This is a genomic window from Caldicoprobacter faecalis (assembly GCF_900115765.1).
Classification (GTDB): Bacteria; Bacillota; Clostridia; order Caldicoprobacterales; family Caldicoprobacteraceae; genus Caldicoprobacter; species Caldicoprobacter oshimai.
Window position 1 is genome coordinate 1 of record NZ_FOXR01000005.1, and the last position, 25,892, is coordinate 25,892.

Genomic DNA, 25,892 nt, shown 5'->3' on the forward strand with positions numbered 1-25,892 from the left:
TGCTTAAGCCGCTGGACTTATATGCCTCAATCCTAGCTTCCCACTGTTGCTTACGCTCTTTGTGCGTCATAGATAATCCCTCCTCATCATTTCTATGGAGGAATTATCTCACATCTGATTACAAATTTTTAGGTGTGCTCTATTTGACGCTTACGGCTTAACAGCCAACTACGTTGCGCGAAACAGCATGTTTGCCAAGCAAACCGCACAATTGTGTGGTCATAGAAGTACAAAAAAGTCTCGTTTAGAGACTTTTTTGTACTCATGCATCTTATTTTAATACTCCACCTTCTATAACCACATCATGTTCCAGGTTCTATAACTATATCATCAGGATTTATTGAATCGCCATAAAACGGACGTAATGTCTCTTCAAAATTTTTGTGCATGAAGTTTTCCTCGCCGAGTTTTTCAAGTTCTTCGTTCAGCCAGTTTAAAAGCTCTGTATTACCTTTTTTAACCGCCGGAGCAATTGTATCTTGACCTCCTAAGGAAGTGATTCCAACGGTATATCCTTCATGTTCCCTGACCCAGGCAAAGAGCATTGTGTTATCATGGGCTAAGGCATGGCCACGCCCATCTAGCAATGCCTGGAAAGCCTCGGTGTTTTGGTCGTACTTCAGAAGTTCAATATCGGGATAATTTTTTGTGAAGAAAATATCGGCTGTCGTTCCTTTGTTTACAATGAGCTTCTTCCCTTTTAGCTGAGAAACATCAGTGATAACGTTGTCTTTGGGCGATACAACCCCAAGAGAAACCTTCATATATGGATGTGCAAAATCAACAAGTTTTTTCCTATCATCCGTTACTGTAAAGTTTGCAAGGATGATGTCCACTTTATCAGATTGCAAGTATTCAACCCTGTTGGCGGCCTCTACAAAGACAAATTCAACCTTTGATTCATCGCCCAGCAAATCTTTTGCAATTCGCCTTGCTAGATAAACGTCATACCCTTGAACTTCTCCATTTGAATCCACATAACCAAAAGGAGGCTTATCGCTGAAAACGCCAATCCTTACTTTGCCATATTCCTTTATTCTGTCAATGGATGATTTAGTATTGGATGATTGTGAAGCGCAGGCTGTTAAAGCCCCTATTATGAGTACTAGAGCAATAGCCAATGGGACAAACTTGTTAAATTTTTTCATTATTATCTACTCCTTTCTTATACTCTTTGAAATTAAATATATTTAAAAAATTTTTTGCCCTTTCTGTTTTGGGTTGTGTGAAAAACTCCTGTGCCTCCGCCACTTCGGTTATTTCTCCTCCATCAATGAATATGATTCTGTCCGCTACTGCCTTTGCAAACTCCATTTCATGAGTAACAATAATCATCGTCATACCTTCTTTAGCAAGTTCCAGCATAACATCCAAAACCTCTCTTACCATTTCAGGATCCAGCGAAGCTGTCACCTCGTCAAATAACATGATCTCGGGATTCATACATAAAGCCCTGACTATTGCAACTCTTTGCCTTTGACCCCCTGACAGCTGCCTGGGATAAAAATTTTTTCGATCCAATAGACCGACTCGGTCAAGCAACTCTTCAGCTTGCCTGGCCACTTCTTTTTTATCTCTTTTTTGTGCCTTCAGCGGCCCAAGCAGTATATTTTCGTAAACAGTCATATGCGGAAACAGGTCATAGCTTTGAAATACCATTCCGATTTTTTGCCTTATCAAGTGCCATTTCGTGCTGTCTTCATTGATCACCTCCCCGTTTAACTTTATTTGTCCGGACTGTATTTCCTCCAGCCCATTAATACACCTGAGCAAAGTGCTTTTGCCGCTTCCCGACGGGCCCAGTATGACGACTACTTCTCCTTTTTTAACAGAAAAACTTATATCTTTAAGGACATGAAAGCCATCAAAATATTTATTTAGGCCAATAACCTCCAACAAAGCCATATTAATTCGTCACTCCTTCCAGCGTAATTCCAGTTTTTTTGAAAAAATCGATATGGGATAGCATATGATGAAATATAGAAAGAAAATAAAGCCATACACCCAGAAACTTGCTGAAGGACTTTGCAATACAAAGGACTCTATAACCTGCTGTCCCACCTTTAACACCTCAACTACTCCAATCAATACAACCAGCGAGGTCGTCTTTATCATCCGAGTCACCAGATTAATAGTAGCCGGAAGCAATCTTCTAACGGACTGAGGTATTATTATATAGCGATAGATTTGTACATTGGTCAATCCAATTGCCTTTCCGCTTTCTTTTTGATGTTTAGGCAGCGATGTTACTGCCCCCCGTACCAAATCCCCCATTTCAGCTGTCCCCCATATGGAAAATACAATGACTGAAACAACATCCCCCGCTAAATGAATCCCAGTAAGCTTTGGTACACCGAAATAAAATATGAAAAGCCAAACCATCACCGGAATAATTCTGACAGCTTCCAAGTATGCCCGGCACACGAGCCTTAATAACTTGTTTTTTGATGTCATAACTATTCCAAAGGGTATTCCGAATATGATGGATATGATGACTGAAATAAGGGCTATCTTTACGGTTACCAGCAGTCCACCCATTAATCTATACAGGTTGTTGCCCTCTATAAGCACCCTAATTCCCAAATCCTGCATATCTCAGCCTTCTTTCTACGTAAGTTAGCAATAATGACAACGGCAGTAGAATAATCAAATACGCCACAACCAGCATAAGCAACGCCTCATTGGTCTTATAGTAAATGCCTATGATATCCTTTGTGACAAACATTAAATCCTTTAGCGATATGGCACTAACAATGGAGGTCTCCTTGATAATAAATATTGCATTTGCCCCTATGCTGGGAATTGAAACAGCCAATGCCTGAGGGAAGATTATATATCTGGTCACCTGTGCTTTAGTTAGCCCAAGGCTCAATCCCGCCTCTATTTGAGCCTTACTGACAGCCTCTAACCCCCCTCTAAACGCTTCTGCCATATAACTGCCTCCGAGGAATGCTAAACCTATAACAGCACAGGTGAATGCTCCTAGCTTAATGCCTACTTTCGGCAAGCCGTAATACAAAAAGAATAGCTGTATAAGCAATGGTGTATTCCTTGAAAGCTCTATATACCAATTGACAATTTTTTTCAAAAATTTTACCTTATAGTAATTTACCAGGCTGCAGAAAATTCCAATAAGTAACGATAGTATAATACCTATAAAAGCTAGTTTTAAGGTAAACTTCCCTGCTTCAAGATATAAAGATGATATTTCCAATATAAAATCAATATCCAAGGAATAATTTTCCCCCCCCTTAATCCTATTTCCTATAATTCCTATATGTTTACTATGTTTTATCGTGTTTTTTATTATTATATGCTCAGTTTTTAAAAGTGTCAATATATCCCTCTAGAAAATTTTGAAATAGTTCCCACTACCAAGCCCCCAACCAATTTCCACCTCCTAGTTATCGCCCATGCCGGACACGCAATAAATAGGTAGTCGGTTTTGGAACTACCGACTACCTATTTGTAAATACACCAATCACTATATGATTTATTTACCTAAATTTTGTACAAACAGAACCTTGGCAAATGGTTAAATAAGGAAACTTAACTGGACATGCTTTGTCTTTGAAATGCTTCTATGAGCATCCTGGCTAGTTTAGTAAGTTGAGGAAATTCATATACCCAGACACCATCATTAAATTGTGTATAAGCACTAGACAGCTCACTCTTTGCAATGTTAGCAGCAGTTTTTGTGGAATAACCTTTGACTATAAATTTATCTAATTCACAAAATATTCACATTCACCTGATATAATAAACAATGTGGATAATATCGCTGTATTATTGTCTTCGGTATGAGCTGTGTATATAGTACAATAGTTATGGAAGGGTGGTGCATAACATGCTTAAATGGATTAGAAAATTTCTTGAAAAACTAGCCAAAGAAAACAATGAGGCATTCCATGGTCAAAGGCTGGACTGCTGTGATTTAAACCGGCAAAACAACGAACGAAAGAGCATAAGAAATAACAAAAATCATGTCAGATGATAAAGCAGACTGGTCAGCTCTACTGTAAACTCAAAACAAGCCCTGCCCACAGCGAACCTTCGCCGTCAGGCAAACCTATAATACATCGCTAAGTTATCGTCCATGCACTGCATATAAAAAACGGCCCTTTGGACCGCTTCTCATCTAATTCAGCACTCTTCGTGCACCAACATATCGCCTGGTATATGTCGAAGAACTCAAGTTGTCTATACATATGGCTTTCCTAGAACCTGAGGAAGCATGTATGAATTGCCCCCCGCCTATATAAATCCCCACATGATTGGGTCTGGAAAACAGCACCAGATCCCCAGGAGCCAAATCCTGCCTGGATACCGGCACGCCCACGCTGCGCTGCCCGTAAGCCGTTCTGGGAAGGTAGATTCCAAAATGCCGGTAGACATAATGGGTGAATCCCGAACAATCAAAGGCATTGGGCCCTTCGGCGCCGTACACATATGGCCTGCCCAGATACTGCATGGCAAATGCCACCACATCGCCGCCCCGCGCCGACCCCCGGCCTGACTCCGACGAGGGCACAGCAGGCTGAGGATAAACCGGCGTGACAACCCTTGGACGTACCTTGGTGCCCTTTGCCACTATCCTCTTGACAGGCTCTTTTATGACCTTTTCCTCAAGCACCTCACGCTTGACCTCTTCACCGTTTTCCTTGGTAATCAGTACATAAACCTCTTTTTGGCCCTTTTCTCCCTCTTTGATAACCTTTGTTTTACCCTTTTCCAGGGTATTATCCATCTGTATCTCGGTTTCAAAAGGAATCTCCTCGACATTCTTCTGCCTTTCCTTCGTTACCACCGTGACCAGTTGCCTTTCAAGCGTAAGCTTGATCTTATCCCCTGGACGCAGATTATCTATATCCATACCGGCATTTGCCTGCTCTAAAACCGAAAACGGTATGCCGTGTGCCCTGGCAATTGACCAAAGCGTATCCCCTTCTTTTACCTCATACTCCTTAATCTCTTCGGTCCCCTGCTTGAGGATAGAGATAGCCTTATCCTTATCCACAATCTGATTAAATGGTACTATCTCTTCATGGTAGGATATGTCTTCTTTAAAGAAAGCTTCCTGCAGCTGGCTATTCCCGCTCTGCTGTATGGCCTGCACATAAGAACTCTTAATCTCTTCAAGGACATCTTGCGCAACCTTCGAATCCCTGACATAGCATACTTTTTGACCATTGATAACCACTGCATAGGCATTGGACTTGACGACTATGGCCTGCTCTATGGCCTGGGCCAATTCGTTTTCTGAACTAATTCTCACATTGCCCGTTACAGCTTCTTTAAAACGCACGCTGGCATCTACGAATACTCCATCGCCATAGCCTTGAAGAAGCTTTTCTACCACATCGTCGTATATTGCCAATCCCTTGGCTGCAGATTTTACGGTCCCCACTTCTTTCCCGTCCACCATCATTATAAATGAAGGCGTTGGAGTATAGCCTGCTACCGCAACCTCATCCTGTCCTATCCATACAAAACCCGTCAAGCAGACCACAACCCAAATGCCCAGCAGCATCACCGATGTAACTTTAAAATTTTTCATAAAAAATCCCTCATCTTTCAATAATACTCGTCCATTAAAAGTTTATCACAAATATTACAAAAATATTACAGAAATTTATATTCTATAAAAAATAAAAAATTCCTGCTTCCAAATGAAAATTTTTAAAAAAATTAAGCCCTTCACCTATCTTCCCTGCACAAAGCAAAAGAAGAAGGTGAAGGGCTTTTAAATTCTGATTGCAATAGCCTGAATAAGCCTTTACTTAATCATCTTAAATACCCTGTTTACTCCCGGAGAGAGACGCAGGGTTACCACCAATTTATCGCCCTGTCTTTGCCCCTCAATGACGCGGCCGGTTACCAGGTCTTCAAGAGCGAAATAGCCATTCCTCAGTTCTATGCGTACCTCATCATACCATGGTTGGAACGAATGCAGTATGAAGCAGTCATTATCGTACATGAAAAGCCCAACCTTTGAAAAAGCATCCAGCAACACAGGGCTTTGCTTGCTGAAGGCCTGACGTATGGGCAGAAGTATTTTCCGTGGATAATTGTATAGATCCCCGTAGTCCTCGGGTATTGTGAGCACATAAAGCCTACCTTTGCCGTACAGCGTCTTGGTCAATACGGGAAAGTTGTTGTCCTCGCCCAATCCTGCAATCAGCTCCCAGGTATCGTTGGTCTGAAACTCCAGCTGAGGAATCAATACCGGTTTTGCAGCCTCTTCACAGCCGCCAAAGGTTATTCCCCCATCGTTGGAATAGGCATATCGGTTCACCATGGCCTTGCGGTCAGTCACCCTTATGTTGGCAAACACTCTCTGGAAGCCCATATGCGTAGCAGCCTTCAGAAAACCTGAGGTGATGATCACATCGGCTCCATTCATCAGGCTATCCTTGACCTTCAAAAGAATACCGGGATCCTTTGCCGCACTCTCGGTGAGGAACACCGTCAACGCACCCTCGGGATAATACGGATAAGGTTCAAGCGCTATCCCCAGCATTCCGATGTAGTTGTGCAGGTAGTCCTCCCCGTGGCTGTGATACGGCAGGTAGCAAGCAACACCTGTGGGATTACCCAATTCGCCCAAATACTTATCCACGTCCTCAAACAGCTGCCCATTTATGGGTATACACAGGGAATACTCGGGATTTAGGAGGGACCCCAGCGAAAACATCATCACTTCCCTGGCCTTTGCAAACAAGGTCAAATATGCCTGCTGGGCATAGGAAGTCAGATTATATGTGCACTCATACGGGTCATACCATCCCCCCAGGTTTCGTCCTGGAGCCACATTCTCCAGATAGCGCATGTTGAAGTAGCTCAGATACTTAGGCAGATGCTGCTGGGTATAAGTGGGGTTGCGCGTCTCAGTCCCCGTATAGACAGCATCGAATATTCGCGGCTCGTCCTCCAGGTTATACCCCGTATCCTGATAGTGCTCATACCAGTTGGGATACTTTATTATGACCCTCACATTGGGATTTACCTTTTTGGCAGGGCCGACTATTATCTTTTCTGAAACCTCCCGCATCAGATCTAGACGGAATTCGGCCCAAGTCCTGTCCTTTTTAGCCTCTATACAGGAGGGGCACCTGCAGTTGGTAAAATAGAAATCGTCCAGTATGAATTCATCAAATAGCGACGCCGTCATTTCGGCCACCTCTTTTAACAGCTTAAGGGTGGCAGGATTGGTATAGCACAGAGGGTCAAAGCCGCCTTCACCGTCAGGCGGTCCATCGGTGGTGATGCCCCCCGAAGTCTCGATGCCTCTACTTCTGAAGAAATCCCTGATCCTCTCGATTTGCTGGCGTTCAATCACCACGCCGTGCCTGTGGGTCTCCAGATATACCTTCCCCACCTTGACGTGCTTTTCGATCCACTCAAAGCGCTTTGCAAACTCATCCAAATCGGTAATGCGAATCAAATCGCCCACCGGACAATAAATGGCTGCTATAAAATTTTTGTATCTCTGCATAAATATACCTCCTAATTGCTATTGTGAGTGTTATGCTCAAGATCAGCAAAGCTATATTCTAAAATCGACCTGACCACCCTGCCTTAAGAACAGGGGTATTACATCCAATGGCGCATCACAATCCACAGTGCACCCACCCTCATATATCTCACCGGTATGGGCATTTTTCCAGGTGCTGCCTTTGGGCAGATACACCGGTCGCCTGCGCATGTTCTCATACATCACGGGTGCTACCAGTACGTCAGGTCCAAACATCTGCTGGTCCTCCACTTCCCATGCCTGTGGATCGCCGGGATAATCATAGAACAGCGGCCTTATAACCGGCGTTCCCTTCTCGTGTGCTTCCTTCATAAGCGCCTTTATATACGGCCTGAGCTGCTCCCGCAGGAACATATACTTCTTGAGTATTTCATAGGCCTCTTCTCCAAAGCTCCAGACCTCGTTATCAGCGCCAGAGAAGAACGCCCCGCCACCGCTGGTCCCAATAGGTTTCCTGTGCGGCAATCGCTCTCCGTGAAGCCTAAACACCGGGCAGAACACGCCATACTGGAACCAGCGAATCAAGCACTCGCGAAAATGCGGGTCATCAGGATTGCCCCTCAAAAATCCTCCAATGTCAGTGGTCCACCACGAAATCCCTACCAATCCCATATTGAGACCGGCTGTAAACTGCTCGCGCAATCCTCTAAAGCTGGAATCGACATCGCCTGACCAGACCAATACTCCATACTTCTGGCTTCCCGCCCACGCACAGCGCACCAAATTAATTATGTCTTTCTCACCTTGCTCCTTCAACCCATCATAAAACGCCTTGGCAAAATAGCGCGGGTAGATGTTGCTGGTCTGGATGGCAGGGCCTATGTAATATCTATAAAGCGGAAAATCATATAGTCCGTATTCAGGCTCAGCCTCGTCCAGCCAGAACAGCTTAATACCCTTGTCATAATAGTTTTGCTTTACTTTTTCCCATATGAATTTCCTGGCTCCGGGATTTGTAGCATCAAAAAACACGGTATTGCCCATAAACTCCATATGAGTCGTGATGCCCATATCGTTCTTTACCAGATAATCCTTTTTTGCCATCTCCTCATAGTTCTCGCTGTTTTTCGCAACGGTAGGCCATATCGAGACCATAACCTCAACGCCCATGCTTTTAAGTTCACGAACCATGCCTTCAGGGTCCGGCCAGTACTGAGGGTCAAACTTCCAATCGCCTTGGTTGGTCCAATGGAAGAAATCAATCACTATTACGGATAGGGGAAGCCCTCTGCGCTTATACTCTCTGGCCACATTCAGCAGCTCCTCCTGCGTCTGATAGCGCAGCTTGGACTGCCAGAAACCCATCGCGAAATCCGGCATCATGGGCGGCCTGCCAACCACTTCAGTGAACTGCTCTACTATCTCAGCAGGTGTGTCGCCGGCGGTTATCCAGTAGTCCATTTGTTTTGTAGACACCGCATGCCATTCCGTCAGGTTTTTGCCAAATGAAACCCAGCCGATGGCAGGATTGTTCCAGAAAAACCCATACCCAAGGCTGGACAGCACAAAAGGGATCGAGACCTGAGTATTCCTCTGTTCCAGCGTCAAGCGGCAGTACTTTTGATTTAAAAACCCATGCTGATACTGGCCCATCCCATACAGTTTTTCGTTAGGGTCGGATTCAAACCTCACGGTGAGAGAATAATCATCTCCGCCTGGACGGGGCTTCCATTCCCTGGCAGGTATGTTGAGAGGGCTGCAATATCTGCTGAAGTCATTTCGATTTCTTATGTATTCCTGCAGGAGGACCTTGCCGTGCTGATTGTAAAACGTTATCATGCCGTCATCTCGAACAACCGCCCGTATCTTGCCGTTTTGGATGGTAGCTTGCTTGTCATCAATTTCGATTGCGCATTCGCCGGCATCAGCTGGCCTGGTGTCAAGTGCCCAATCCTCTTCAATGAAAGTATCCCCTTTTATACTTCTGACGCGCAAGCTATTCTTGCCCCACGGCTCAATGCACAGCTTTTCGCCATACATATAGCGGATCAAGCAATTCCCCTCTTTAATAAATGGCAAGCCCATATCTTTGACCTCCTTTTTCCATAATATTAATTTATATTCAATTAATATATGCTTATTGTAAACCACCTCACAACCTCGCACTTACCTGAAATTACAATAAATCGAGGGCTTTGTAAAACCCAAAGCCCTCAGCACAATAACAATCATTCGCCTGTAAAGGTTATTTTATTCTTCTATCAATTTCTTTACTTCATTTTCCAGAGAAGCCCTTTTCTCTGCCTGCTCTTTCTGGAACTCGACACACTGCTGATATCCGTACTCGTTGGCCTTCTGTATCATCTCTTCTACGATAGCATCGAACTCGGCATCGCTTTTTGCATAGATAGCTTTCCATGAGTAAGTCTTGATGGTCTCGGCCACCTGATTCCATACAACCAGCAGCTCATCGCTCTTGGGCGGTTCAGAGTAGGTTGTACCCAGTGCAACTGAAACATGCCCCTTCTTTTCCAGGTACTCGTTGAGGTCCAAAGCCCCTACCCTGTCTCTCCAATCCTGTTCAATTTCGCTTACCGGGCGGGAAAGCCTGGTCTCCCAGCGCAGATAGTTATAGGTGTCGCCGTTGGAAGCCTCGGGATTGACAGCGTCCTTCGACCATGTGGTATTGTTTATCTGGTTGGCTCCATCAGCAAAGGTTCCGCTGTAGCCGCCAGTCATCTGCGTGTTGCCGTCAGCCATGCAGGCCTCGCCGAGTTCGGTCAGATACGGCCTACCCTGGTCATCATAATCCCAGGTTACACCCTTGGGCCCGTAGAAGCTGGTCATGGTTCCCTCAGGGGTTGCCAGCCAGTTGATTATGGCCATGCACAGCTCAGGATAGTTGGTCTTGGCTCCAATGGTCCAGACGCGATTGCCGCCATAGACATTGAGCCCGTAAGCCAGGTTTTTCTGATCTTTTGCGGCCAAAGGCAGCATCGCTTTGCCCTGCTCCAAATGCTTGGGCGTATTATACGCACCCATTGACATCCAGTCAAATATATTGAAGAATGCAGCACCGGTCTGATACTTCTCTATCATAGCATCATAGGGCTGTGTCATGGAGTCAGGGTCAAGCAGGCCTTTCTGATATAGCTGGTTATAGAACTTCAATGCTCTCAGATACATACCATCTTTCTTAAGAGCATCTTCATATTCTTGTGTGTTTACATTGTAAAGCCCAAATCCAAATTCATCATAACCATAAAGTGCACCGGTGGCTTTCACCATCATGACCATATTTCCATCCCAATCCGGGAACATGGATACGCCATATGTCTTGGCACCTGTATCAGAAGTTGGCTCCAGGCGCACCATTTCCTCCAAAAGTCCCACAAAGTCTTCCAAGGTATTTACCTCAGGGTAACCGAGCTTCTTGTAGAGGTCCCATCTGATAAACGGCCCATAGAAAAACGCCTCGTGCTCTTCTGGGCTGGTCCCTACGTTGTGCCCAAACCCGTAAAGCTTTCCATCTGGAGAAATCTTCTTATTCTTCTCCAGAGCCGGCTGCATGTGTTCCCAGATATAGGGACCGTATTCCTGAACCAGGTTGTCCTCTTCCCAGTCAAGCAACAGCCCTGCCTTGATTGCCTGGATATACTCGTCGCTGTCGTTTCCAAACACAACTATATCTCCAAGGTTCCCTGCGGCCATACGGGTTGCAAAAGTGCCGTCACCTTCGTTTATGATGTTCAGTTTAACATTGAATTTTTCCTTCATGACCTGAGCAAACCAACCAATCTGTTCACCCGAGTAGTTTGCCAGCTGAGTGTAAACATCCAAGGTGACCGTCTCTTCAGGTATTATATCAGCCAGATCACCAGCTGTCCCCTCACCGGCACCTTCATCTGTCCCGGAAGGCTGCTCCTCTCCTTTTTCTTTTTGTGCGGTGTTGCTGCAAGCAGCCATTGCAAACACCATGCCTAAAACCAGCAAAATAGCCATCAGCTTGGTCAGTTTTTTCATTGAAAATATACCTCCTTTAAATTTCTGTATTTTGTTGTATATTTTGCATTTTCACCTTGTGTAATGGAATGGAGCGCCTAAAGAATCTTCAGAAAGCCCAATCCCACCTCCAAGGTGAAAAATTGTAAGCATTGTTCATCAACCTTTGACCGCTCCAAGCATGATACCCTTTACAAAGTACCTCTGCATAAATGGATAAACCAGAAGTATAGGAATGATTGTAACCATGGCAACCGTCAGCTTTACCGTTCTAATGTTGAGCAGCGAATTTAAAACCTGCGGGTTTATAGAACCACCTGAATTCATAAGGGCTGACAGGTTGGACGTACTGGTCAAGTATATATACAGCCTGTACTGAAGGGTATAAAGCTGCGGTTTACCCGACATCAGTATCATGGAATCCACAAAGCTATTCCAATGTCCTACGGCGCCAAATATGGCAATGGTGGCTAAAATGGGTTTGCTGAGCGGCCAGATAAGCCGGGTAAATATCGTGAAATACCCTGCTCCATCGATAAAAGCGCTCTCTTCCAGCTCTGCTGGAATCGACTCTATATAAGTCTTTACCAGTATTATATTAAAGGGCGAAACAATTCCCGGAATTATATACCCCCAAAAGTTATTTGTAAGCCCCAGCATTGACATATTCAAATACCAGGGTATAAGGCCGGCATTGAAATACATGGTGACAATCAAAAATCGGTAGATAAACCTGCGTCCCCACATCTCCTTCTTTGTAACCAGATATCCAACAAATGCCGAAGCCACCACCATAAAAGCCGTGCCTATAACCGTCCTTGCTACAGTTACCAGGGCAGATGTCCCCAGGTTGTTCACGTTAGCCAATGCCAGATAGTTGTTGAAATGGATTCCCACGGGATACCACTTTATCTGACCGGTTCGTACCAGTTCGTTATCGCTTATGGTATTAATAAACAGGTAGTAAAAAGGGAATACACAAGCAAAGGTAAACAATATATAGAATGTATAGTTGAGTATATTAAATACCACATCGCCCGCCGATATTTTGTGCCTGCGCTTCGTATAGCTCCCAAGTGCCGTTTGCTTCTTGACTACAGCATCCATGCTTTGACCTCCTTTATATTATGCTCTCACCGCGGATTAGTTTGGAAACCTTGTTGGCGCCAAACAGCAACGTAATGCTTATAAGCGATTTAAGCATCCCAACAACGGTGGCAAGCGGAATGTTGCCAGAACCGCCACTGCCAAGGCCCAAGGTATATACATACAAATCCAGAACTTCTATGGTTTCCTTGTTGGCTGCATTCTTAAACACGAAGTACTGATCCATACCGTTGGACAGTATATTGGCTATCGACAAAAGTAGCAATACGAAGAAAGTGGGCATCAATCCAGGCACTGTTATATACCACATTCTCTTGAAACGACCAGCACCGTCAATAGTAGCGGCCTCATACAACTGCTGATCTATACTCGAGATTCCAGCTATATATATGATTGCGCTCCAGCCAAGGCCTTTCCATGTCCCCCAGGCCCACATCTTCAGCCATATATGCTCGCCACTCATCAGATAGTTGGTTCCGTTTTCAATAATCCCCAAATCGATCAATATAGCATTTACAAACCCTTCGGTAGAAAACATTGCAAACGCAACGCTGTAAACCAAAACCCAGCTTATAAAATTGGGAATCGTAGTGCATGTCTGCACTATTTTACGGAATTTGCTTGCCCTTATCTCGGCAAGAAAGATGGCAAAAGCCATGGGCAGCCATGAAGTTGCAATGCCCAATCCACTCATGACCAGCGTATTCCTGAGTACCCTTGCTATATCAGCCCGGGTGGCCGGATTCTCAAACAAGTAAGTAAACCATTTAAAGCCAACAAAACTCTCACGTGTCAGGCTAGCCCCAGGCCTGTAATCATAAAATGCATAACGCCATCCCCAAAGCGGCAGATATGAGAACACAAAGCACAGTATCACAAAAGGCAATATCATCAAAAACAGCTTATATTTGTTTTCCATTTCATATCCGTCTTCGGCAGTAGGTTTTGGAATTCTCATTATGTTAATAAGGCCAAGGACAAACGTAACTATAAACAGGCTCAGAAAAATCCAAAACCCTCCTGCAAACATCGGTTCAACTCGATCCGGATTGCTTGTCTGAGAGATCTGGGAATAAGCTGGTAGCAACAGCAAAAGCGCAAGAGTGCCAAGCAGTGAAGCTATGGCAATAAGCTTGGCTCCCAGCCGCTGCAAGCGCTTTTTACCCAGCGTAATACAACACCCTACAGCCACAACGGCAATGCTAATGCACACAAACAAGGATGAGATGTAAAGCATTTGAAGAGCGCTTTCTGCCACCCATCCCCTATTCAATGCCCTCGTAAATCCTGACACAATGGATGAGTAGGAAAGTGCCATGGTAATCAAGGCGGAACTTTTATTGATCAAACCACTCATCCGAGCAGGGTTTATCGACGGAATAACAGCAGAAATTAAGAGCACAATGACCACTGCTCTTAAGAGAATCATAAATATATCGCTGTGCAGTGACTGATTCTTCGCCATTTTAATCCTCCTTTGTCAATAAAAGCTTGTTACACCAATCCTACAGACTGATTGGTGAGTAGCTCCCCCTTGACTATAATCGGTTCCAATTTGGGATTTTGCGGATGCTCTATGTTGTAAATAAGCAATTTTGCTGCTTCCCTTCCTATTTTATCGGTATCCTGGCGAACGGTAGTCAATCTCGGAGAAATAAGGCGGGAATATATGACGCCATCATATCCGGCTATAGAGATATCGTCAGGGATTTTCAAGCCCGCCTCTTGAATGGCTTCTATAGCACCAAAGGCCGATACGTCGTCAGGAAGCAAAATACATGTAGGTCTGTCCTCCAGCTGTAACAGTTTTTCGGTAGCTTTTTTAGTGGTGTAGGGATTTGTATATAAGCTCTCCAGCATGTATTCCTGTCTCACTTCCAACCCCAGTTCCCTTAAAGTGCTTACATATCCTTCTATGCGCTGCTGCGTGACATAAGAATCTGTGCCATGAATAAAAGCAATCTTTCTGTGTCCCATAGAGTACACGTAGCGAACTAGTTCGGCCATATCATTCCTGTTGTCGGACAACACGCACCCGCATCCAGGAAATATATAATCTATGCTAACAACGGGCACATCGCTCTTGGCAAGCTCCTGCACTTCGGGGTCATTGGGCTCCACACAGGCAATACAGACACCCTCAATGCCTCTAAACTTACAGTTCTGCAACAGGGTTATAATCTGCTTACCCCATCGCTTGTGGATAAACGTAATGTTATAACCATTTTCCTCCGCTTCACTTTTAAAACTGTTGAGCACATGAGAAAAGTACAAATGAGTAAGCCCATTATTCTGGTCGTCCACAAACAAGATACCCAGAGTAAAAGTACGATTGGTTTTGAGGGCACGGGCATGGGCATTGGGAACATATCCCAGTTCCTTTGCAGTTTTTAACACTAAACGGCGAGTTTCTTCACTAACGTCTTTGTATCCATTCAACGCTTTGCTCACAGTGGATACAGACACGCCGCATTTTATAGATATATCGCGAATACTCACCATACTTAACCCATCCCCATCCCAGCATTATAAAACCATACAACAATTTTTACTGATACACTGCATTCTGCCAGTTTGCTACATATCTGTAGTTTTATCCCATAAAATAAACATAAAAATAAATTGTTCGAAAACGTTTTATCATTTTTATTAACTATTTAAAGAATAACATATAATTATTGTATTTGTCAATATATTTTTGAGAACGTTCCTCGAATAGGTGTATCTCAGATACTATGCATTGTCTTACTTTGGTTTTTGTCAAAGTTAAATTGTAAACTCTTGTTATTTTTATACGGGCATGTTAAAATTTAAGCAAATCGTAAGGAGTATTAAATGCAGGCAGTAATTATTAAATTAAAATTTACACGAAGTAAAGGCTGACGTGTTTGTTGGAATCCACCGGGTAAAGTATGTAAATGTGTTAGCTTACTATTAAACAAATTCCAAAGAAGGGATTAGTTATGGCACTCAGACTGCCTCGATTGATAAGCGACGGCATGGTATTGCAGAGGGACAAAAAGATAAAGATTTGGGGCTGGGCTTTGCCGGATGAAACTGTAACGGTGAACTTTATGGGCAAATCGTATAGTACCGCGGCTGACGCCGAAGGAAAATGGGAGGTACTGCTGCCCAAATTACCAGCAGGTGGGCCCTATTCAATGGAAATAACAGCCTCCCAGCAACGTATTATCATAAAAAACGTATTGATTGGGGATGTTTGGATCTGTTCAGGGCAGTCAAACATGGTTATACCCATGGAGAGGGTAAAAGATGTTTATGAGGATGAGATAGCCAATTGCGATAATCCTTTTATAAGGCAGTTTACAGTTCCAGACAGATACGATTTTAAGGGCCCCAGAGAAGATCTGGATGATGGCAGCTGGGAGCCGTTAAATGCAGATACCGTCCTGAGATTTTCGGCAGTGGGGTATTTCTTTGCAAAAGCGTTGTTTGCAAAGTACGGCGTTCCTATAGGTTTGATAAAAGCCTGCGTTGGCGGAACGCCAATAGAAGCGTGGATGAGCGAGGAAGCTGTAAGACAGTTTCCCGGGAATATGGAAGTGGTTGAACAGCTAAGGGTTGACGGTTATATAGACAGCATAAAGAAAATGGAGGAAGCCAAAGTAAGTGCCTGGTTTGAAAACGTAAACAAAAACGATAGAGGTATCCAAAAAGGCCAACTGCCGTGGTTCGACCCGGGATATGATGCCTCGAACTGGCAAACGGTGAAACTACCGGCTTCATGGAAAGAAATGGGACTGGATTCTGTAAAGGGAGCGGTATGGTTCAGAAAGGAAATCGATGTGCCTGCTTTTATGGCTGGCAAACCGGCAAAGCTTTATATGGGTACGATAGTGGACAGCGATTGGACGTACATTAACGGCGTTTTAGTAGGTTCTACCTCATATCGTTATCCTCCGCGGAAATACGAGGTTCCCGCAGGCCTTCTCAAAGCAGGTAAAAATGTAATTGCCTTAAGGGTTATAAGCAACGACGGTAACGGCGAATTTGTTAAGGGCAAGATATACAGGCTTTTCAGCGATGGTCAGGAAATTAACCTGGAAGGAGAATGGCAGTGCAGGGTGGGAGCGGCAGTGAACGAACCGTTGCCGCCTGTAACCTTCTTTCAGTATAAGCCAACAGGTTTGTTTAATGGCATGATCGCGCCGCTTTTAAACTACGGCATCAAAGGTGTTATATGGTACCAGGGCGAATCCAACACCGATAATCCAAAAGGATACAGCAAGAAGTTTTCTGCCATGATAGCGGACTGGAGGAAGAAATGGGGGCAGGGCGATTTTCCCTTCCTCTATGTGCAGCTGGCAAACTTCATGGAGGCAAAAGATCAGCCTTCCGAAAGCCAATGGGCCCAGCTGAGAGAAGAACAGCGAAGGGCGCTGTGCCTTCCCAATACGGGTATGGCCGTGGCCATTGACCTTGGAGAATGGAATGACCTGCATCCGTTAAACAAAAAAGATGTGGGAGAAAGGCTTGCCCTACTTGCCCGAAAGCTGGCATACGGCGAAAAAGACCTGGTGGCCTCAGGCCCACTTTATAAATCCATGAGGGTAGAAGGTAACAAAGCTATAATCGAGTTTTCCAATATAGGCAGCGGATTGATGGTAAAAGGCGGTGGTCAGCTAAAGCACTTTGCAATAGCCGGCCGAGATAAAAAGTTCGTATGGGCAAAGGCCATCATAGAAGATGATCGCGTAGTAGTTTGGCACGATGATATTCCAAATCCCGTTGCAGTACGGTATGCATGGGCCGATAACCCGGAGGGAGCTAACCTTTACAACAGGGAAGGCTTGCCCGCTTCGCCCTTTACAACTGAAGAATAAAATGCTGTTTAACGAGGTGATAACGATGAACATCAAATTCGATCTGTTCCCTCACGGAAAAACAAAAGCCTTGACCATGAGCTACGATGATGGACAGATATTTGACAGAAGGTTGGTTGAAATTTTTAACAGGTACGGAATAAAGGGGACTTTCCATTTAAACTCTGGGAATCTGGGGAAGGAGCCTTTTGTTTCGCCAGATGAGGTAGCGCAGCTATACCATGGCCACGAGGTATCAGTTCACACAAGAACCCATCCATTTTTAGATTGTATACCCGTTGAAGCAGTAGTGGAAGAAATAATGGAGGACAGAAAGGCCCTGGAGTCCTTAGTTGGATACCCCGTAAAAGGAATGTCCTATCCCTTTGGGGTCTACAACCAAAAGATTGTAGACATGCTGCCCGGCCTGGGCATTGAATACGCAAGGACCGTTACATCCCATAAAGATTTTCGTATACCCGATAACTTTTTAACCTGGTCGCCAACTTGCCACCATAACGATAATTTAATGGAGATGGGACGAAGGTTTCTGGAGTATAAATATGAAGGAAAGCTAAAGCTTATGTATGTATGGGGACACAGCTTCGAATTTGAAAGGCAGAATAACTGGCAGCTTATAGAAGATTTTTGTAAGCTTATGTCAGGCAGGGAGGATATCTGGTACGCTACCAATATCGAGATAGTAAGATACATAAAAGCGCTAAGAGCCCTTGAATTCTCGGCAAAAGGGGATGTAATATATAACCCCTCGGCCATATCCGTTTGGTTGAAAGTAGACAATCAGCCCGTTGAGATAAAAAGCGGTCAAACCGTAAGGCTGTAAAGCGGCCGTACAGTTCGAAAATATCATAAAAGCCGTTGGTGAAGGGCTTTATATGCCCTTCATTTTATTATGGGCAGTTATCCAGGATAAGAGCCAGTATAGATAGACTGTGGTGATACCATTATTGTACAATTAATATCGAGTATGAAATGTCGCGATTATCTGTTATTGACTTTAGCAGGCTTTTTAGCTTCTCGATCGATTTTCTGTCGTTGTTCAGTATTTCGCCTACAACGTCCCTCGACCTGTCGTCTAGGTCGCCCCTTAGGACTTTCTCGGCCATGTTGACCCCTTGAGTTTCCCCTTCAATGGCCTTTTCTATGATCTTGGCCGTATCCGGGTGAGACCCCAAATCCATATTGATTTTTATTTCCCCCACCTTTCTCTTCAGCCCCAGATTCTCCTCCGGCTTTCCCCCGATATCCTGAATATAACTTGCCAATCTACTTATGTTTTCCCTGTGCTGTTTCTGTACTTCTTTGAAAACCTGCCTGACATTCTCTTCATCCAACCTGGATAAAAAGTTGTTAAAGCTCTCAACTGCCATATATTCTCCCTGTAATAGCTGGTTTAGGGATTTTATGGCCTCACCGTTGTGCATCCTTTATCCTCCTTGTCATAACCTTATTCTAACCATTATTTTTTACTTAAAGAAAAAATTTAATGCGAAAATTTAGCTTCGAACACACGGCTTAACCCCGCCCTTCTTTTCTTTCCAACATAAGCAAAGCCTATAAAAGGGGTAACCGAATTGGCCTGCATAATTCAATACATAACCCTTAAACCAGCTATCAAACGCCTGAAGTAAATATGAGTGATGCCGTTTTAGAGGCGATAAAAAATTTACCGGTTAAAGAAAATACCGATGGTCCTTGGGCACTTGCCGGCGTATTGCAATATGGAATTTTCATATAATTTTCGATAAGAGCAACGTAAAATACAATGTATACCAGTATAGTAATTAATAGTACAGGTTATGGCTAATTCAGAAAAAGCGGTAGGGATCTACTAAAAACCCGTTAGCAATTTAATACCTGGGAGGGTGGCATCCATAAAAAGCATTAAAGCGCCATTGCTATCGATATTCAAAAAGGCGCCTTTCCCGGCCATAATAACGATAATCTCCTTCGTTCTATTTACGGGGTATATGCCCTTGTAATCATGGAAACAGTGGAACCGTACTATCTCGAAGGCTTAATATTCGCCGTACCCTTTATAGCCTTTGGACTGGTCACCTTTTTTACCGTAAACGAAAAGTTAAAAATGGGCATTTCATCTGCCATAACAGCCGTATTGATCGTCGTTTTGGGCTTTACATCGTTATTGGCGTTTATATATATAGCTGTTGATGTGGCGACCACTACAATTAACGATACAGATAAGTACCAAAGAGTATTAAAGGTGACAGGCTATCCAGATAATCCCTTAATTCAACACTTCACCGAAAAAATCCCCGGTGATGCGAAAAATATCGTATTTCAATACTATCCCGGATTTTTACAAGGCGGTACATTGTGGGGTTTAAGATTCCAAGCCGATCCAAATTCCATAGAGAATTATATTTACAGATTATCGAAAATGGCAAAGTGTATAGGTAAACCGAAAGACAGCCAAGCTCAATCAAACGGCATATTCTCAGGTACATTCACAAGCCTGGGCTATTTTGATTTGCCGGAAGATTTCATAATCTTTGTCATTTACAGCAAGTCTTACAAACCCGATGATTGGAACCACGGCCAATTAAGTCTGGCCGCTGTTAGCCAGCAGAGAAACGAGGTCATATTTCTTGCAGAAGACTGGTAACGAGAACTTTAGCACATATTCGTGAACCTTTTGAACGTATCCAAGGTAAAAGACCTATATACCACCCATTGGCCGGAAGCTGTCCCGCAGTTCCGCAAAGATGATAAAATAAGCAGTTATACTTATATCCACCAAAACGCTCATGAACTATATACAGGAATTTTCCGAGAAGTTAATGATGAGCACTTCCCATAATCCCTCAACTATTTTACTATAGTTTAAAACAAAGCGCTAACCTGCGAAAAAGTTTTTTCAAAATCACTCATTATTATCCATGCAAACAATTTTTGCAGCATACACGAAACAATATAAGCTGATTCAAACTGTTTATACAAAAATCCCATCAAAGCTGGGTTCTACCTCAATACGGATATACTCTATTTCGTCTTCAGTTAAGCCCTCAGCAGCAAATTCGCTACCATAATGCTCCGATGAAAAAACAAATTTGTCTCCATCCATCAGAAAGATGCTAAACCACTTTATCTTGTCTTCCTCATCAAAAGGGTTGTACATCAATTCAAATATGAATTCCTCGGTAATTTCTCCAACAAAAACCTTCATGTTAGTTATATCGGTCTCAAGCGTCTCGCCAAAAACCTTTGCGCTATTTATTGCCACTTCTTCGTCATTCCAGCAGTCAATTCTAAAATGAGTACATTTTTTTATAAAATAAGATATCAATGGTTCCCAAAAATCATAATTAGCGGGAATAATAGTCCCGCGCTTTGTTACGCGCCCTTGCACTACCTCAAAATGTGTAGAATATTTTTTAATCCCTTATCCCTCCATTACGCTATAAGATAGCAGATATTAAAACGCACTATTTTTACAGTTTTACGAAATTTTTACTGGTATCATTTTAACATAGAGGAAGTTTAAGTCAAATTTATTATGTAAATTCCTTCTAGCTAGTTCTTATTAAAAAGTCAAAATTTTTTATTTTATTAAAATTTATTAAACCAAAAAAATTCCCTATTGGATGTCCAATTATAAAAAACAATAAAACCAGGGTTGACGTCCAACGGAAATAATAATATATTCGACTTCCCGTTGGAAAAATCCTGACAGGAGGTTAAAAAATGTTAAGATTCGATATTTGGATTGCCACGGGTATTACGGCTCATAATCTATGGACACTGGCTCAATTATGATATATAAGAGGCAAAAGGGATGTATAAATCGTAATATTGGCAACAATATAACCTGTGTAACCACACTATTGTTCCGCTTCACTACAATGAATCAAGTGTAACATCTTGAAGTACGACTTTTTCATATGGAAACTAACTAGAAGGAGTGGGGATGGCTCAACCCCTTTTTAACCAATTATATGGACTTAACTTTGAAGGACGTATATAATAGTCTCCTTAACGCCAATGGAAATGATAAAGCCCTTTGTCCTGGCAGTCAAGTGTAAAGGCTAAAGCCCGTGCTATGCACGCCCTTGACAACCAACCCGCAGGACCTTTGGTATTCGTTAAGGGGTTAAGGGTAATGTACAAGGATAAGATCACCATGTAATATTTTACCTCCGTTGGAATTTAATTAAAAAATTTGACAAAGTAAGTTTTTGGGTGTTGAAATATATTTGGTTACTAACATAGGAGGAAAATCAGTTTACACAAAAATATTTAACAGAGCCTTTTTATTTTAACGCTTTGGCTATTACGTATTTCAAAAATCTTTAAAATTTAATTACTCTCGGCTCCTCGGTAAAAGAATAAAAAGTAGCCGTAGCATCCTCAAAGTACAAGACTTCTGTGTTATCATCATATGGCGAATACATCGATTGAAGCTCAGGGTAATTGTCAAGCAGATGCTTTTTGGCCTCAACCCTATCATCCCTGATGAGCTTACCTGTTACTCTTAGCCACTTTCCATCAGCATAAGCGCATATCTCTGCTTTGGGATTTGCCTGAAGTTGTTTAGATACCGCTTTGGCTTTACCAGTCTGGATATAAAGCTTACCTTCAAAAATGTCCACTGTACCGAAAGGCCTTACCCTAGGTTGGTCTCCTTCTACTGTGGCCAGATAATAAGTCCCACATTTCTTTAAAAACTGATAGACTTCTTGAAGTCCGTCCATACTCCTTTTCCTCCCTCTCCATTTAATGAAAGCTTCCATTTATCATTTTGTTAAATAGTTGATCAAATCAAATTAAATCAACATCAATATCTTGCATTTAAGTTGTTTATTCTTTCACAAATATTTGCGATTAGAACAGCTTTTATTAAAATTCATCATATTGCTTTTACCATTTGATTATGCCTTTAACTTCTTTCATACATCTAAAAACAGACCCTTTCTTTCACATTCCCCTAACATCAATGCCTTATCATGTCAAATTCATAGTGTACTATGATGTTTGTAAATTGTCAATATGCGTACTATAGAACAAGTTATAGTATTTTACTGTTTTAACAAATTTTGTTAATTTAATAACGATTATAGCAGATCATTATCTCCTTTGCACCTTTACCACTTTATAAGGGCCCTATAATAGCTTAGCCATCAGATGTTAATTTAAAAAAACCTTTCCCTTTCCCTCTCCTCAAACCTGCACGAATTCTACATGGGATTTTTCGACTCAAGAAAAAAGAGATAAGGAGCTTAAACTCAAATCTCTTTTTTCGCATGCGGAAAAAGGTTTTTTGATAATATACACCATCGCTTTCATTTAAAGTTTGTATGCTTTTACGTAGGCACCTGCAAAGGCTCCATCAATAAAATCTAAGTCTATTTTGCTATAGACATCGCCTAAATTATTCTGTTCTGCAATGCCTTCTATAATTTCTTTGGTATATATATTTACTGGTGTAATTTCAATATCTTTGAACCCAACTTTTTTGAGTATTTCTTCATACTCTTTAACTGGTAACGCTCCTGCAATACAGCCAACCCACATTTCTACGCTTTGTTTTATATGCTCTGGTAAATCTTTAAGAACGACAATATCAGCGATTGCCAGCCTTCCACCCTTCTTTAACACTCTGTATGCTTCTCTTAGTGCATCTTCCTTATTCTCACAGAGATTTATAACGCAATTAGATATAATAACGTCTACCGTTTCATCATCCAGAGGAATATCTTCGATATATCCTTTTATGAATTCTACGTTTTTAATTCCCATTTTTTCTTTATTCTTATTTGCTAATTGCAGCATTTCATCGGTCATGTCAAGACCGTATACTTTTCCGCTATCACCGACATATTTAGACGAAATAAATACGTCTATTCCACCACCACTTCCCAAGTCCAACACAACTTCACCCTCACGTAGATTCGCAAGCGCAACAGGGTTTGCACATCCCAATGATGCATTAACGACTTCCTCTGGCAATCCATCTATGAAATCATTTGTATAGAAATATGAACTACAACATGCTACATCACCACAACAGGAAGTATCACATCCACATGAACTTTTTGAGTCAGCACTCATTTTCTTTGCTATTTCTCCATAATATGCCCTAACTTCTTCTCTAATATTATTTTTCATTTTTGGCAATCCTCCCTACAACGTTTATTTTTATTTACAGCTTCAATTAGCAACTTCAAACTATCAAGAACTTGCTCCCTTTTTTCTTCTGGGACAGAATTAAAAATCGCTTTATAATATCGATCCATACTTTCTTCAATGTTCTTAAATATTTTTATTCCTTTATCAGTCAGTTTTATTTTTGCGTATCTTCTATCTTCTGGATCTAATTCTCTAATTACTAACCCATCCTCAACAAGATTATTTATTGTCCTGCTCATCGTACTTTTATCCAATGCAAGTAATTCAGCAAGCTCATTTAATGAAACTTCCCCTGACCTCCCGATCTCTACAATCGCATGACATTGGGAAATAGTGACCCCGCAGCAACTTGCGTTACTCTTTTCCAATATACCTAAGTTTCTTACCAATACTCGAATTAATTCACGTAAATATTTACTTGCCTGGTTTTCCATGTAATCACCTCAAATTAATTGTATTATGAAACTGTTGCATTTGTCAAGTAAAAGTCTAAGAAATTATTTTACATTTTTCTAGTTAAAGAAGAAAAAGGTGCATGAAGTTTTTCTCTCCACTGCACCCTTTTTGTTTATATTTATCAAAGCTGGTTATTTTTTATCCTCTTTATTAAATCCTTTACTTTCTCTTTAATAATATCCCTTGTTTTTCTATAGTCTTCTATCGAACCACCTGACGGATCAGCAATCCCCCAATCCTCCCTATGCTTGCACGGTACATAAGGGCAGTCTACATTACAACCCATAGTTATTAATATATCCACTTCTGCTGGAATATCGCTTAATAGCTTTGGATAATGGGTGCTCATATCTACTCCTGCTTCTTCCATTACCTGCACCGCCAATGGGTTCACTTCAGGATACCTCTCTGTCCCCGCAGAATATGCTTCCAGTACATCACTTCCCAGTTTCTTGGCCCAGCCTTCTGCCATCTGAGAACGGCAGGAATTATGGACACATACAAATGCCACCTTCTTTTTCATGTGCTGTACACTCGCCCCTTTCATTAATTCATTTAAACCAATGTTTCATACTATTAGCTATCTTAACGAGGGTTAGTTCCCCCCTCTCAAACCCGCATGAATTTTACATGGGACTTTCTGGAACGTATTTATACGTCTATTATAACATTTTAAAATATTTGGTAAACAATAAAACACAGATCATAATCTATTCTTGCTCTAACCTTATAATTCTTTATTAACAATATGTAGGCACTTATAAACTTCTCTCTGCACTTCTATCTAAGGGATACAGGAGAAACTCAACATGTATTCACATAAGTGTGAAGAGTAATATAATCCCTCTAAAACACTTCCGGAGAATATAGATCATATTATATATAGTGAAATATACGAAAGGAGGGAAAACAACATGTACAACAACCGCAACTACTATTGGAGCCCCTACTATCCCAACAAGCCAATATACACCCCATACGATTATCCTTACTGGGCTCACATGCCAATGTACAATCCAGACTACTGGAGAAAGGCCATTCCATTGAAGGATTATGGACCTGAGCCTTTTGTAGTCAATATAAAACAGGCCACACTACAAAATGATAATTTCCGTACTGCCTTATGGACGGGGAAATATCTGCAGCTCACGTTGATGACCATCAATGTGGGAGAAGATATAGGTCTGGAAATGCATCCCGACGTCGATCAATTCATACGCATCGAACAGGGGCAAGGGCTTGTTATGATGGGAGACGACAAAGACAACCTGAGCTACAGGCAAAGGGTATACGAAGATTATGCAATCTTCATACCTGCAGGCAAATGGCATAATGTAATAAATACGGGCCGCGTACCACTAAAGTTATACTCTATATATGCACCCCCTGAACATCCTCGTGGTACAGTTCATAAAACAAAAAAGGATGCTCAACAGCATCATAAGTAACCAAATATCAGGTCAGATTTTTATGCTAAATTACTGCAGGGAAATTTCCCTGTGGTAATTTTTATGTTTGAATATCTATTATTTGATACTAATCGTGCCAAGCTTATCTCTTCTCTTTCTATTTGTCTATAAATTGCCATCACGGTATATTCCCAACATTATCTTAGGAGCTATTTCAATGCATTCCTCTTTAAAAAATTCAGCCGCAAAACTTTCCTCAAAAATTTTTTTAATAACCAGCCCCAACTCATAATAATTGCTAACCTTGGGAAGTACACTAAGTATTCGACTGATTTCGGGTTCATATTCATATGGGGGTGCATCAGGAAATAGATAATATGGATCCCATTCGTTTATTATATTTGTGATTTTTGTCTTTATGATTTTTGATTTCAAAATAAAAAAGGACTGTGC

General features: G+C 42.2%; 23 protein-coding genes. 5 read left to right on the top strand and 18 right to left on the bottom strand.

Features of this window, described 5'->3' with window-relative positions:
* Positions 1–302: 302 nt before the first annotated feature.
* From BM241_RS03135 to BM241_RS03150, 4 genes are read right to left on the bottom strand one after another with little or no spacing between them, the layout of a single operon-like run.
* The gene (locus BM241_RS03135) at positions 303–1,148 is read right to left on the bottom strand and encodes a cysteine ABC transporter substrate-binding protein (RefSeq protein WP_025748332.1); all 846 of its coding nucleotides are present in this window, start codon (positions 1,146–1,148) and stop codon (positions 303–305) included.
* A complete protein-coding gene (locus BM241_RS03140; protein ID WP_092282017.1) occupies positions 1,135–1,905 on the bottom strand; it encodes an amino acid ABC transporter ATP-binding protein in 771 nt (256 codons plus the stop codon). The genes BM241_RS03135 and BM241_RS03140 overlap by 14 nt, the downstream gene beginning before the upstream one ends.
* Positions 1,906–1,914: 9 nt before the next feature.
* Positions 1,915–2,592: an amino acid ABC transporter permease gene (locus BM241_RS03145; RefSeq protein WP_092282018.1), complete on the bottom strand. Its 678-nt coding sequence runs from the start codon at positions 2,590–2,592 to the stop codon at positions 1,915–1,917.
* Positions 2,573–3,232 carry an amino acid ABC transporter permease gene (locus BM241_RS03150; RefSeq protein WP_025748335.1) on the bottom strand — a complete coding sequence of 220 codons (660 nt, stop codon included), beginning with the start codon at positions 3,230–3,232 and terminating at the stop codon, positions 2,573–2,575. The genes BM241_RS03145 and BM241_RS03150 overlap by 20 nt, the downstream gene beginning before the upstream one ends.
* A 615-nt stretch (positions 3,233–3,847) precedes the next feature.
* On the opposite strand from BM241_RS03150, the gene BM241_RS13090 reads away from it, so the two are divergent.
* Positions 3,848–3,994: an LDCC motif putative metal-binding protein gene (locus tag BM241_RS13090; RefSeq protein ID WP_169729764.1), complete on the top strand. Its 147-nt coding sequence runs from the start codon at positions 3,848–3,850 to the stop codon at positions 3,992–3,994.
* 144 nt (positions 3,995–4,138) lie between these two features.
* Here BM241_RS13090 and BM241_RS03155 read toward each other — a convergent pair whose 3' ends face one another.
* From BM241_RS03155 to BM241_RS03185, 7 genes are all read right to left on the bottom strand, one after another.
* Positions 4,139–5,557, bottom strand: a complete 1,419-nt coding sequence (locus BM241_RS03155; RefSeq protein ID WP_092282019.1) for an NlpC/P60 family protein — start codon at positions 5,555–5,557, stop codon at positions 4,139–4,141.
* 219 nt (positions 5,558–5,776) lie between these two features.
* Complete coding sequence (locus BM241_RS03160; protein ID WP_092282020.1) at positions 5,777–7,495, bottom strand: hypothetical protein; 1,719 nt, start codon at positions 7,493–7,495, stop codon at positions 5,777–5,779.
* Between the two features lie 51 nt (positions 7,496–7,546).
* Positions 7,547–9,559 carry a glycoside hydrolase family 31 protein gene (locus BM241_RS03165; protein WP_025748338.1) on the bottom strand — a complete coding sequence of 671 codons (2,013 nt, stop codon included), beginning with the start codon at positions 9,557–9,559 and terminating at the stop codon, positions 7,547–7,549.
* Between the two features lie 165 nt (positions 9,560–9,724).
* On the bottom strand, positions 9,725–11,497 hold the full coding sequence (locus BM241_RS03170; RefSeq protein ID WP_092282021.1) for a type 2 periplasmic-binding domain-containing protein: 1,773 nt from the start codon (positions 11,495–11,497) through the stop codon (positions 9,725–9,727).
* A gap of 138 nt (positions 11,498–11,635) precedes the next feature.
* Positions 11,636–12,583 carry a carbohydrate ABC transporter permease gene (locus BM241_RS03175; protein WP_025748340.1) on the bottom strand — a complete coding sequence of 316 codons (948 nt, stop codon included), beginning with the start codon at positions 12,581–12,583 and terminating at the stop codon, positions 11,636–11,638.
* Positions 12,584–12,596: 13 nt separating this feature from the next.
* On the bottom strand, positions 12,597–14,048 hold the full coding sequence (locus tag BM241_RS03180; protein ID WP_242948236.1) for an ABC transporter permease: 1,452 nt from the start codon (positions 14,046–14,048) through the stop codon (positions 12,597–12,599).
* 29 nt (positions 14,049–14,077) lie between these two features.
* Positions 14,078–15,085, bottom strand: a complete 1,008-nt coding sequence (locus BM241_RS03185; protein ID WP_025748342.1) for a LacI family DNA-binding transcriptional regulator — start codon at positions 15,083–15,085, stop codon at positions 14,078–14,080.
* Positions 15,086–15,546: 461 nt separating this feature from the next.
* Here BM241_RS03185 and BM241_RS03190 point away from each other — a divergent pair, with 461 nt between their 5' ends.
* Complete coding sequence (locus tag BM241_RS03190) at positions 15,547–17,427, top strand: sialate O-acetylesterase (protein WP_025748343.1); 1,881 nt, start codon at positions 15,547–15,549, stop codon at positions 17,425–17,427.
* A 25-nt stretch (positions 17,428–17,452) separates the two neighbouring features.
* Entirely contained in the window at positions 17,453–18,250 is a 798-nt protein-coding gene (locus tag BM241_RS03195) for a polysaccharide deacetylase family protein (RefSeq protein ID WP_025748344.1), read from the top strand.
* Between the two features lie 121 nt (positions 18,251–18,371).
* Here the strand turns inward: BM241_RS03195 and BM241_RS03200 are convergent, their stop codons facing one another.
* On the bottom strand, positions 18,372–18,851 hold the full coding sequence (locus BM241_RS03200) for a DUF2383 domain-containing protein (RefSeq protein ID WP_025748345.1): 480 nt from the start codon (positions 18,849–18,851) through the stop codon (positions 18,372–18,374).
* 560 nt (positions 18,852–19,411) lie between these two features.
* Here BM241_RS03200 and BM241_RS03205 point away from each other — a divergent pair.
* A complete protein-coding gene (locus tag BM241_RS03205; RefSeq protein WP_207648960.1) occupies positions 19,412–20,053 on the top strand; it encodes a hypothetical protein in 642 nt (213 codons plus the stop codon).
* A 327-nt stretch (positions 20,054–20,380) separates the two neighbouring features.
* Here the strand turns inward: BM241_RS03205 and BM241_RS03210 are convergent, their stop codons facing one another.
* From BM241_RS03210 to BM241_RS03230, 5 genes are all read right to left on the bottom strand, one after another.
* The gene (locus tag BM241_RS03210; protein WP_143094042.1) at positions 20,381–20,671 is read right to left on the bottom strand and encodes a hypothetical protein; all 291 of its coding nucleotides are present in this window, start codon (positions 20,669–20,671) and stop codon (positions 20,381–20,383) included.
* A gap of 1,066 nt (positions 20,672–21,737) precedes the next feature.
* On the bottom strand, positions 21,738–22,139 hold the full coding sequence (locus BM241_RS03215) for a pyridoxamine 5'-phosphate oxidase family protein (protein WP_025748349.1): 402 nt from the start codon (positions 22,137–22,139) through the stop codon (positions 21,738–21,740).
* A gap of 592 nt (positions 22,140–22,731) precedes the next feature.
* On the bottom strand, positions 22,732–23,553 hold the full coding sequence (gene arsM, locus BM241_RS03220; RefSeq protein WP_092282023.1) for an arsenite methyltransferase: 822 nt from the start codon (positions 23,551–23,553) through the stop codon (positions 22,732–22,734).
* Entirely contained in the window at positions 23,550–24,008 is a 459-nt protein-coding gene (locus tag BM241_RS03225) for a MarR family winged helix-turn-helix transcriptional regulator (protein ID WP_092282024.1), read from the bottom strand. The genes arsM and BM241_RS03225 overlap by 4 nt, the downstream gene beginning before the upstream one ends.
* 143 nt (positions 24,009–24,151) lie before the next feature.
* Positions 24,152–24,553, bottom strand: coding sequence for an arsenate reductase ArsC (locus BM241_RS03230; RefSeq protein WP_092282025.1), 402 nt, complete (start codon positions 24,551–24,553; stop codon positions 24,152–24,154).
* 391 nt (positions 24,554–24,944) lie between these two features.
* On the opposite strand from BM241_RS03230, the gene BM241_RS03235 reads away from it, so the two are divergent.
* Entirely contained in the window at positions 24,945–25,478 is a 534-nt protein-coding gene (locus BM241_RS03235; RefSeq protein WP_092282026.1) for a cupin domain-containing protein, read from the top strand.
* A 126-nt stretch (positions 25,479–25,604) separates the two neighbouring features.
* On the opposite strand, the gene BM241_RS13095 is transcribed toward BM241_RS03235, so the two are convergent.
* On the bottom strand, positions 25,605–25,874 hold the full coding sequence (locus BM241_RS13095) for a DUF1871 family protein (protein WP_177206077.1): 270 nt from the start codon (positions 25,872–25,874) through the stop codon (positions 25,605–25,607).
* Positions 25,875–25,892 lie beyond the last annotated feature (18 nt).

Bases quoted from the DNA above. Each gene is read 5' to 3' on its own strand.
- BM241_RS03135 (WP_025748332.1), bottom strand. From the start codon at position 1,148: ATGAAAAAATTTAACAAGTTTGTCCCATTGGCTATTGCTCTAGTACTC.
- BM241_RS03140 (WP_092282017.1), bottom strand. From the start codon at position 1,905: ATGGCTTTGTTGGAGGTTATTGGCCTAAATAAATATTTTGATGGCTTT.
- BM241_RS03145 (WP_092282018.1), bottom strand. From the start codon at position 2,592: ATGCAGGATTTGGGAATTAGGGTGCTTATAGAGGGCAACAACCTGTAT.
- BM241_RS13090 (WP_169729764.1), top strand. From the start codon at position 3,848: ATGCTTAAATGGATTAGAAAATTTCTTGAAAAACTAGCCAAAGAAAAC.
- BM241_RS03155 (WP_092282019.1), bottom strand. From the start codon at position 5,557: ATGAAAAATTTTAAAGTTACATCGGTGATGCTGCTGGGCATTTGGGTT.
- BM241_RS03160 (WP_092282020.1), bottom strand. From the start codon at position 7,495: ATGCAGAGATACAAAAATTTTATAGCAGCCATTTATTGTCCGGTGGGC.
- BM241_RS03165 (WP_025748338.1), bottom strand. From the start codon at position 9,559: ATGGGCTTGCCATTTATTAAAGAGGGGAATTGCTTGATCCGCTATATG.
- BM241_RS03170 (WP_092282021.1), bottom strand. From the start codon at position 11,497: ATGAAAAAACTGACCAAGCTGATGGCTATTTTGCTGGTTTTAGGCATG.
- BM241_RS03175 (WP_025748340.1), bottom strand. From the start codon at position 12,583: ATGGATGCTGTAGTCAAGAAGCAAACGGCACTTGGGAGCTATACGAAG.
- BM241_RS03180 (WP_242948236.1), bottom strand. From the start codon at position 14,048: ATGGCGAAGAATCAGTCACTGCACAGCGATATATTTATGATTCTCTTA.
- BM241_RS03185 (WP_025748342.1), bottom strand. From the start codon at position 15,085: ATGGTGAGTATTCGCGATATATCTATAAAATGCGGCGTGTCTGTATCC.
- BM241_RS03190 (WP_025748343.1), top strand. From the start codon at position 15,547: ATGGCACTCAGACTGCCTCGATTGATAAGCGACGGCATGGTATTGCAG.
- BM241_RS03195 (WP_025748344.1), top strand. From the start codon at position 17,453: ATGAACATCAAATTCGATCTGTTCCCTCACGGAAAAACAAAAGCCTTG.
- BM241_RS03200 (WP_025748345.1), bottom strand. From the start codon at position 18,851: ATGCACAACGGTGAGGCCATAAAATCCCTAAACCAGCTATTACAGGGA.
- BM241_RS03205 (WP_207648960.1), top strand. From the start codon at position 19,412: ATGGAAACAGTGGAACCGTACTATCTCGAAGGCTTAATATTCGCCGTA.
- BM241_RS03215 (WP_025748349.1), bottom strand. From the start codon at position 22,139: ATGGACGGACTTCAAGAAGTCTATCAGTTTTTAAAGAAATGTGGGACT.
- arsM (WP_092282023.1), bottom strand. From the start codon at position 23,553: ATGAAAAATAATATTAGAGAAGAAGTTAGGGCATATTATGGAGAAATA.
- BM241_RS03225 (WP_092282024.1), bottom strand. From the start codon at position 24,008: ATGGAAAACCAGGCAAGTAAATATTTACGTGAATTAATTCGAGTATTG.
- BM241_RS03230 (WP_092282025.1), bottom strand. From the start codon at position 24,553: ATGAAAAAGAAGGTGGCATTTGTATGTGTCCATAATTCCTGCCGTTCT.
- BM241_RS03235 (WP_092282026.1), top strand. From the start codon at position 24,945: ATGTACAACAACCGCAACTACTATTGGAGCCCCTACTATCCCAACAAG.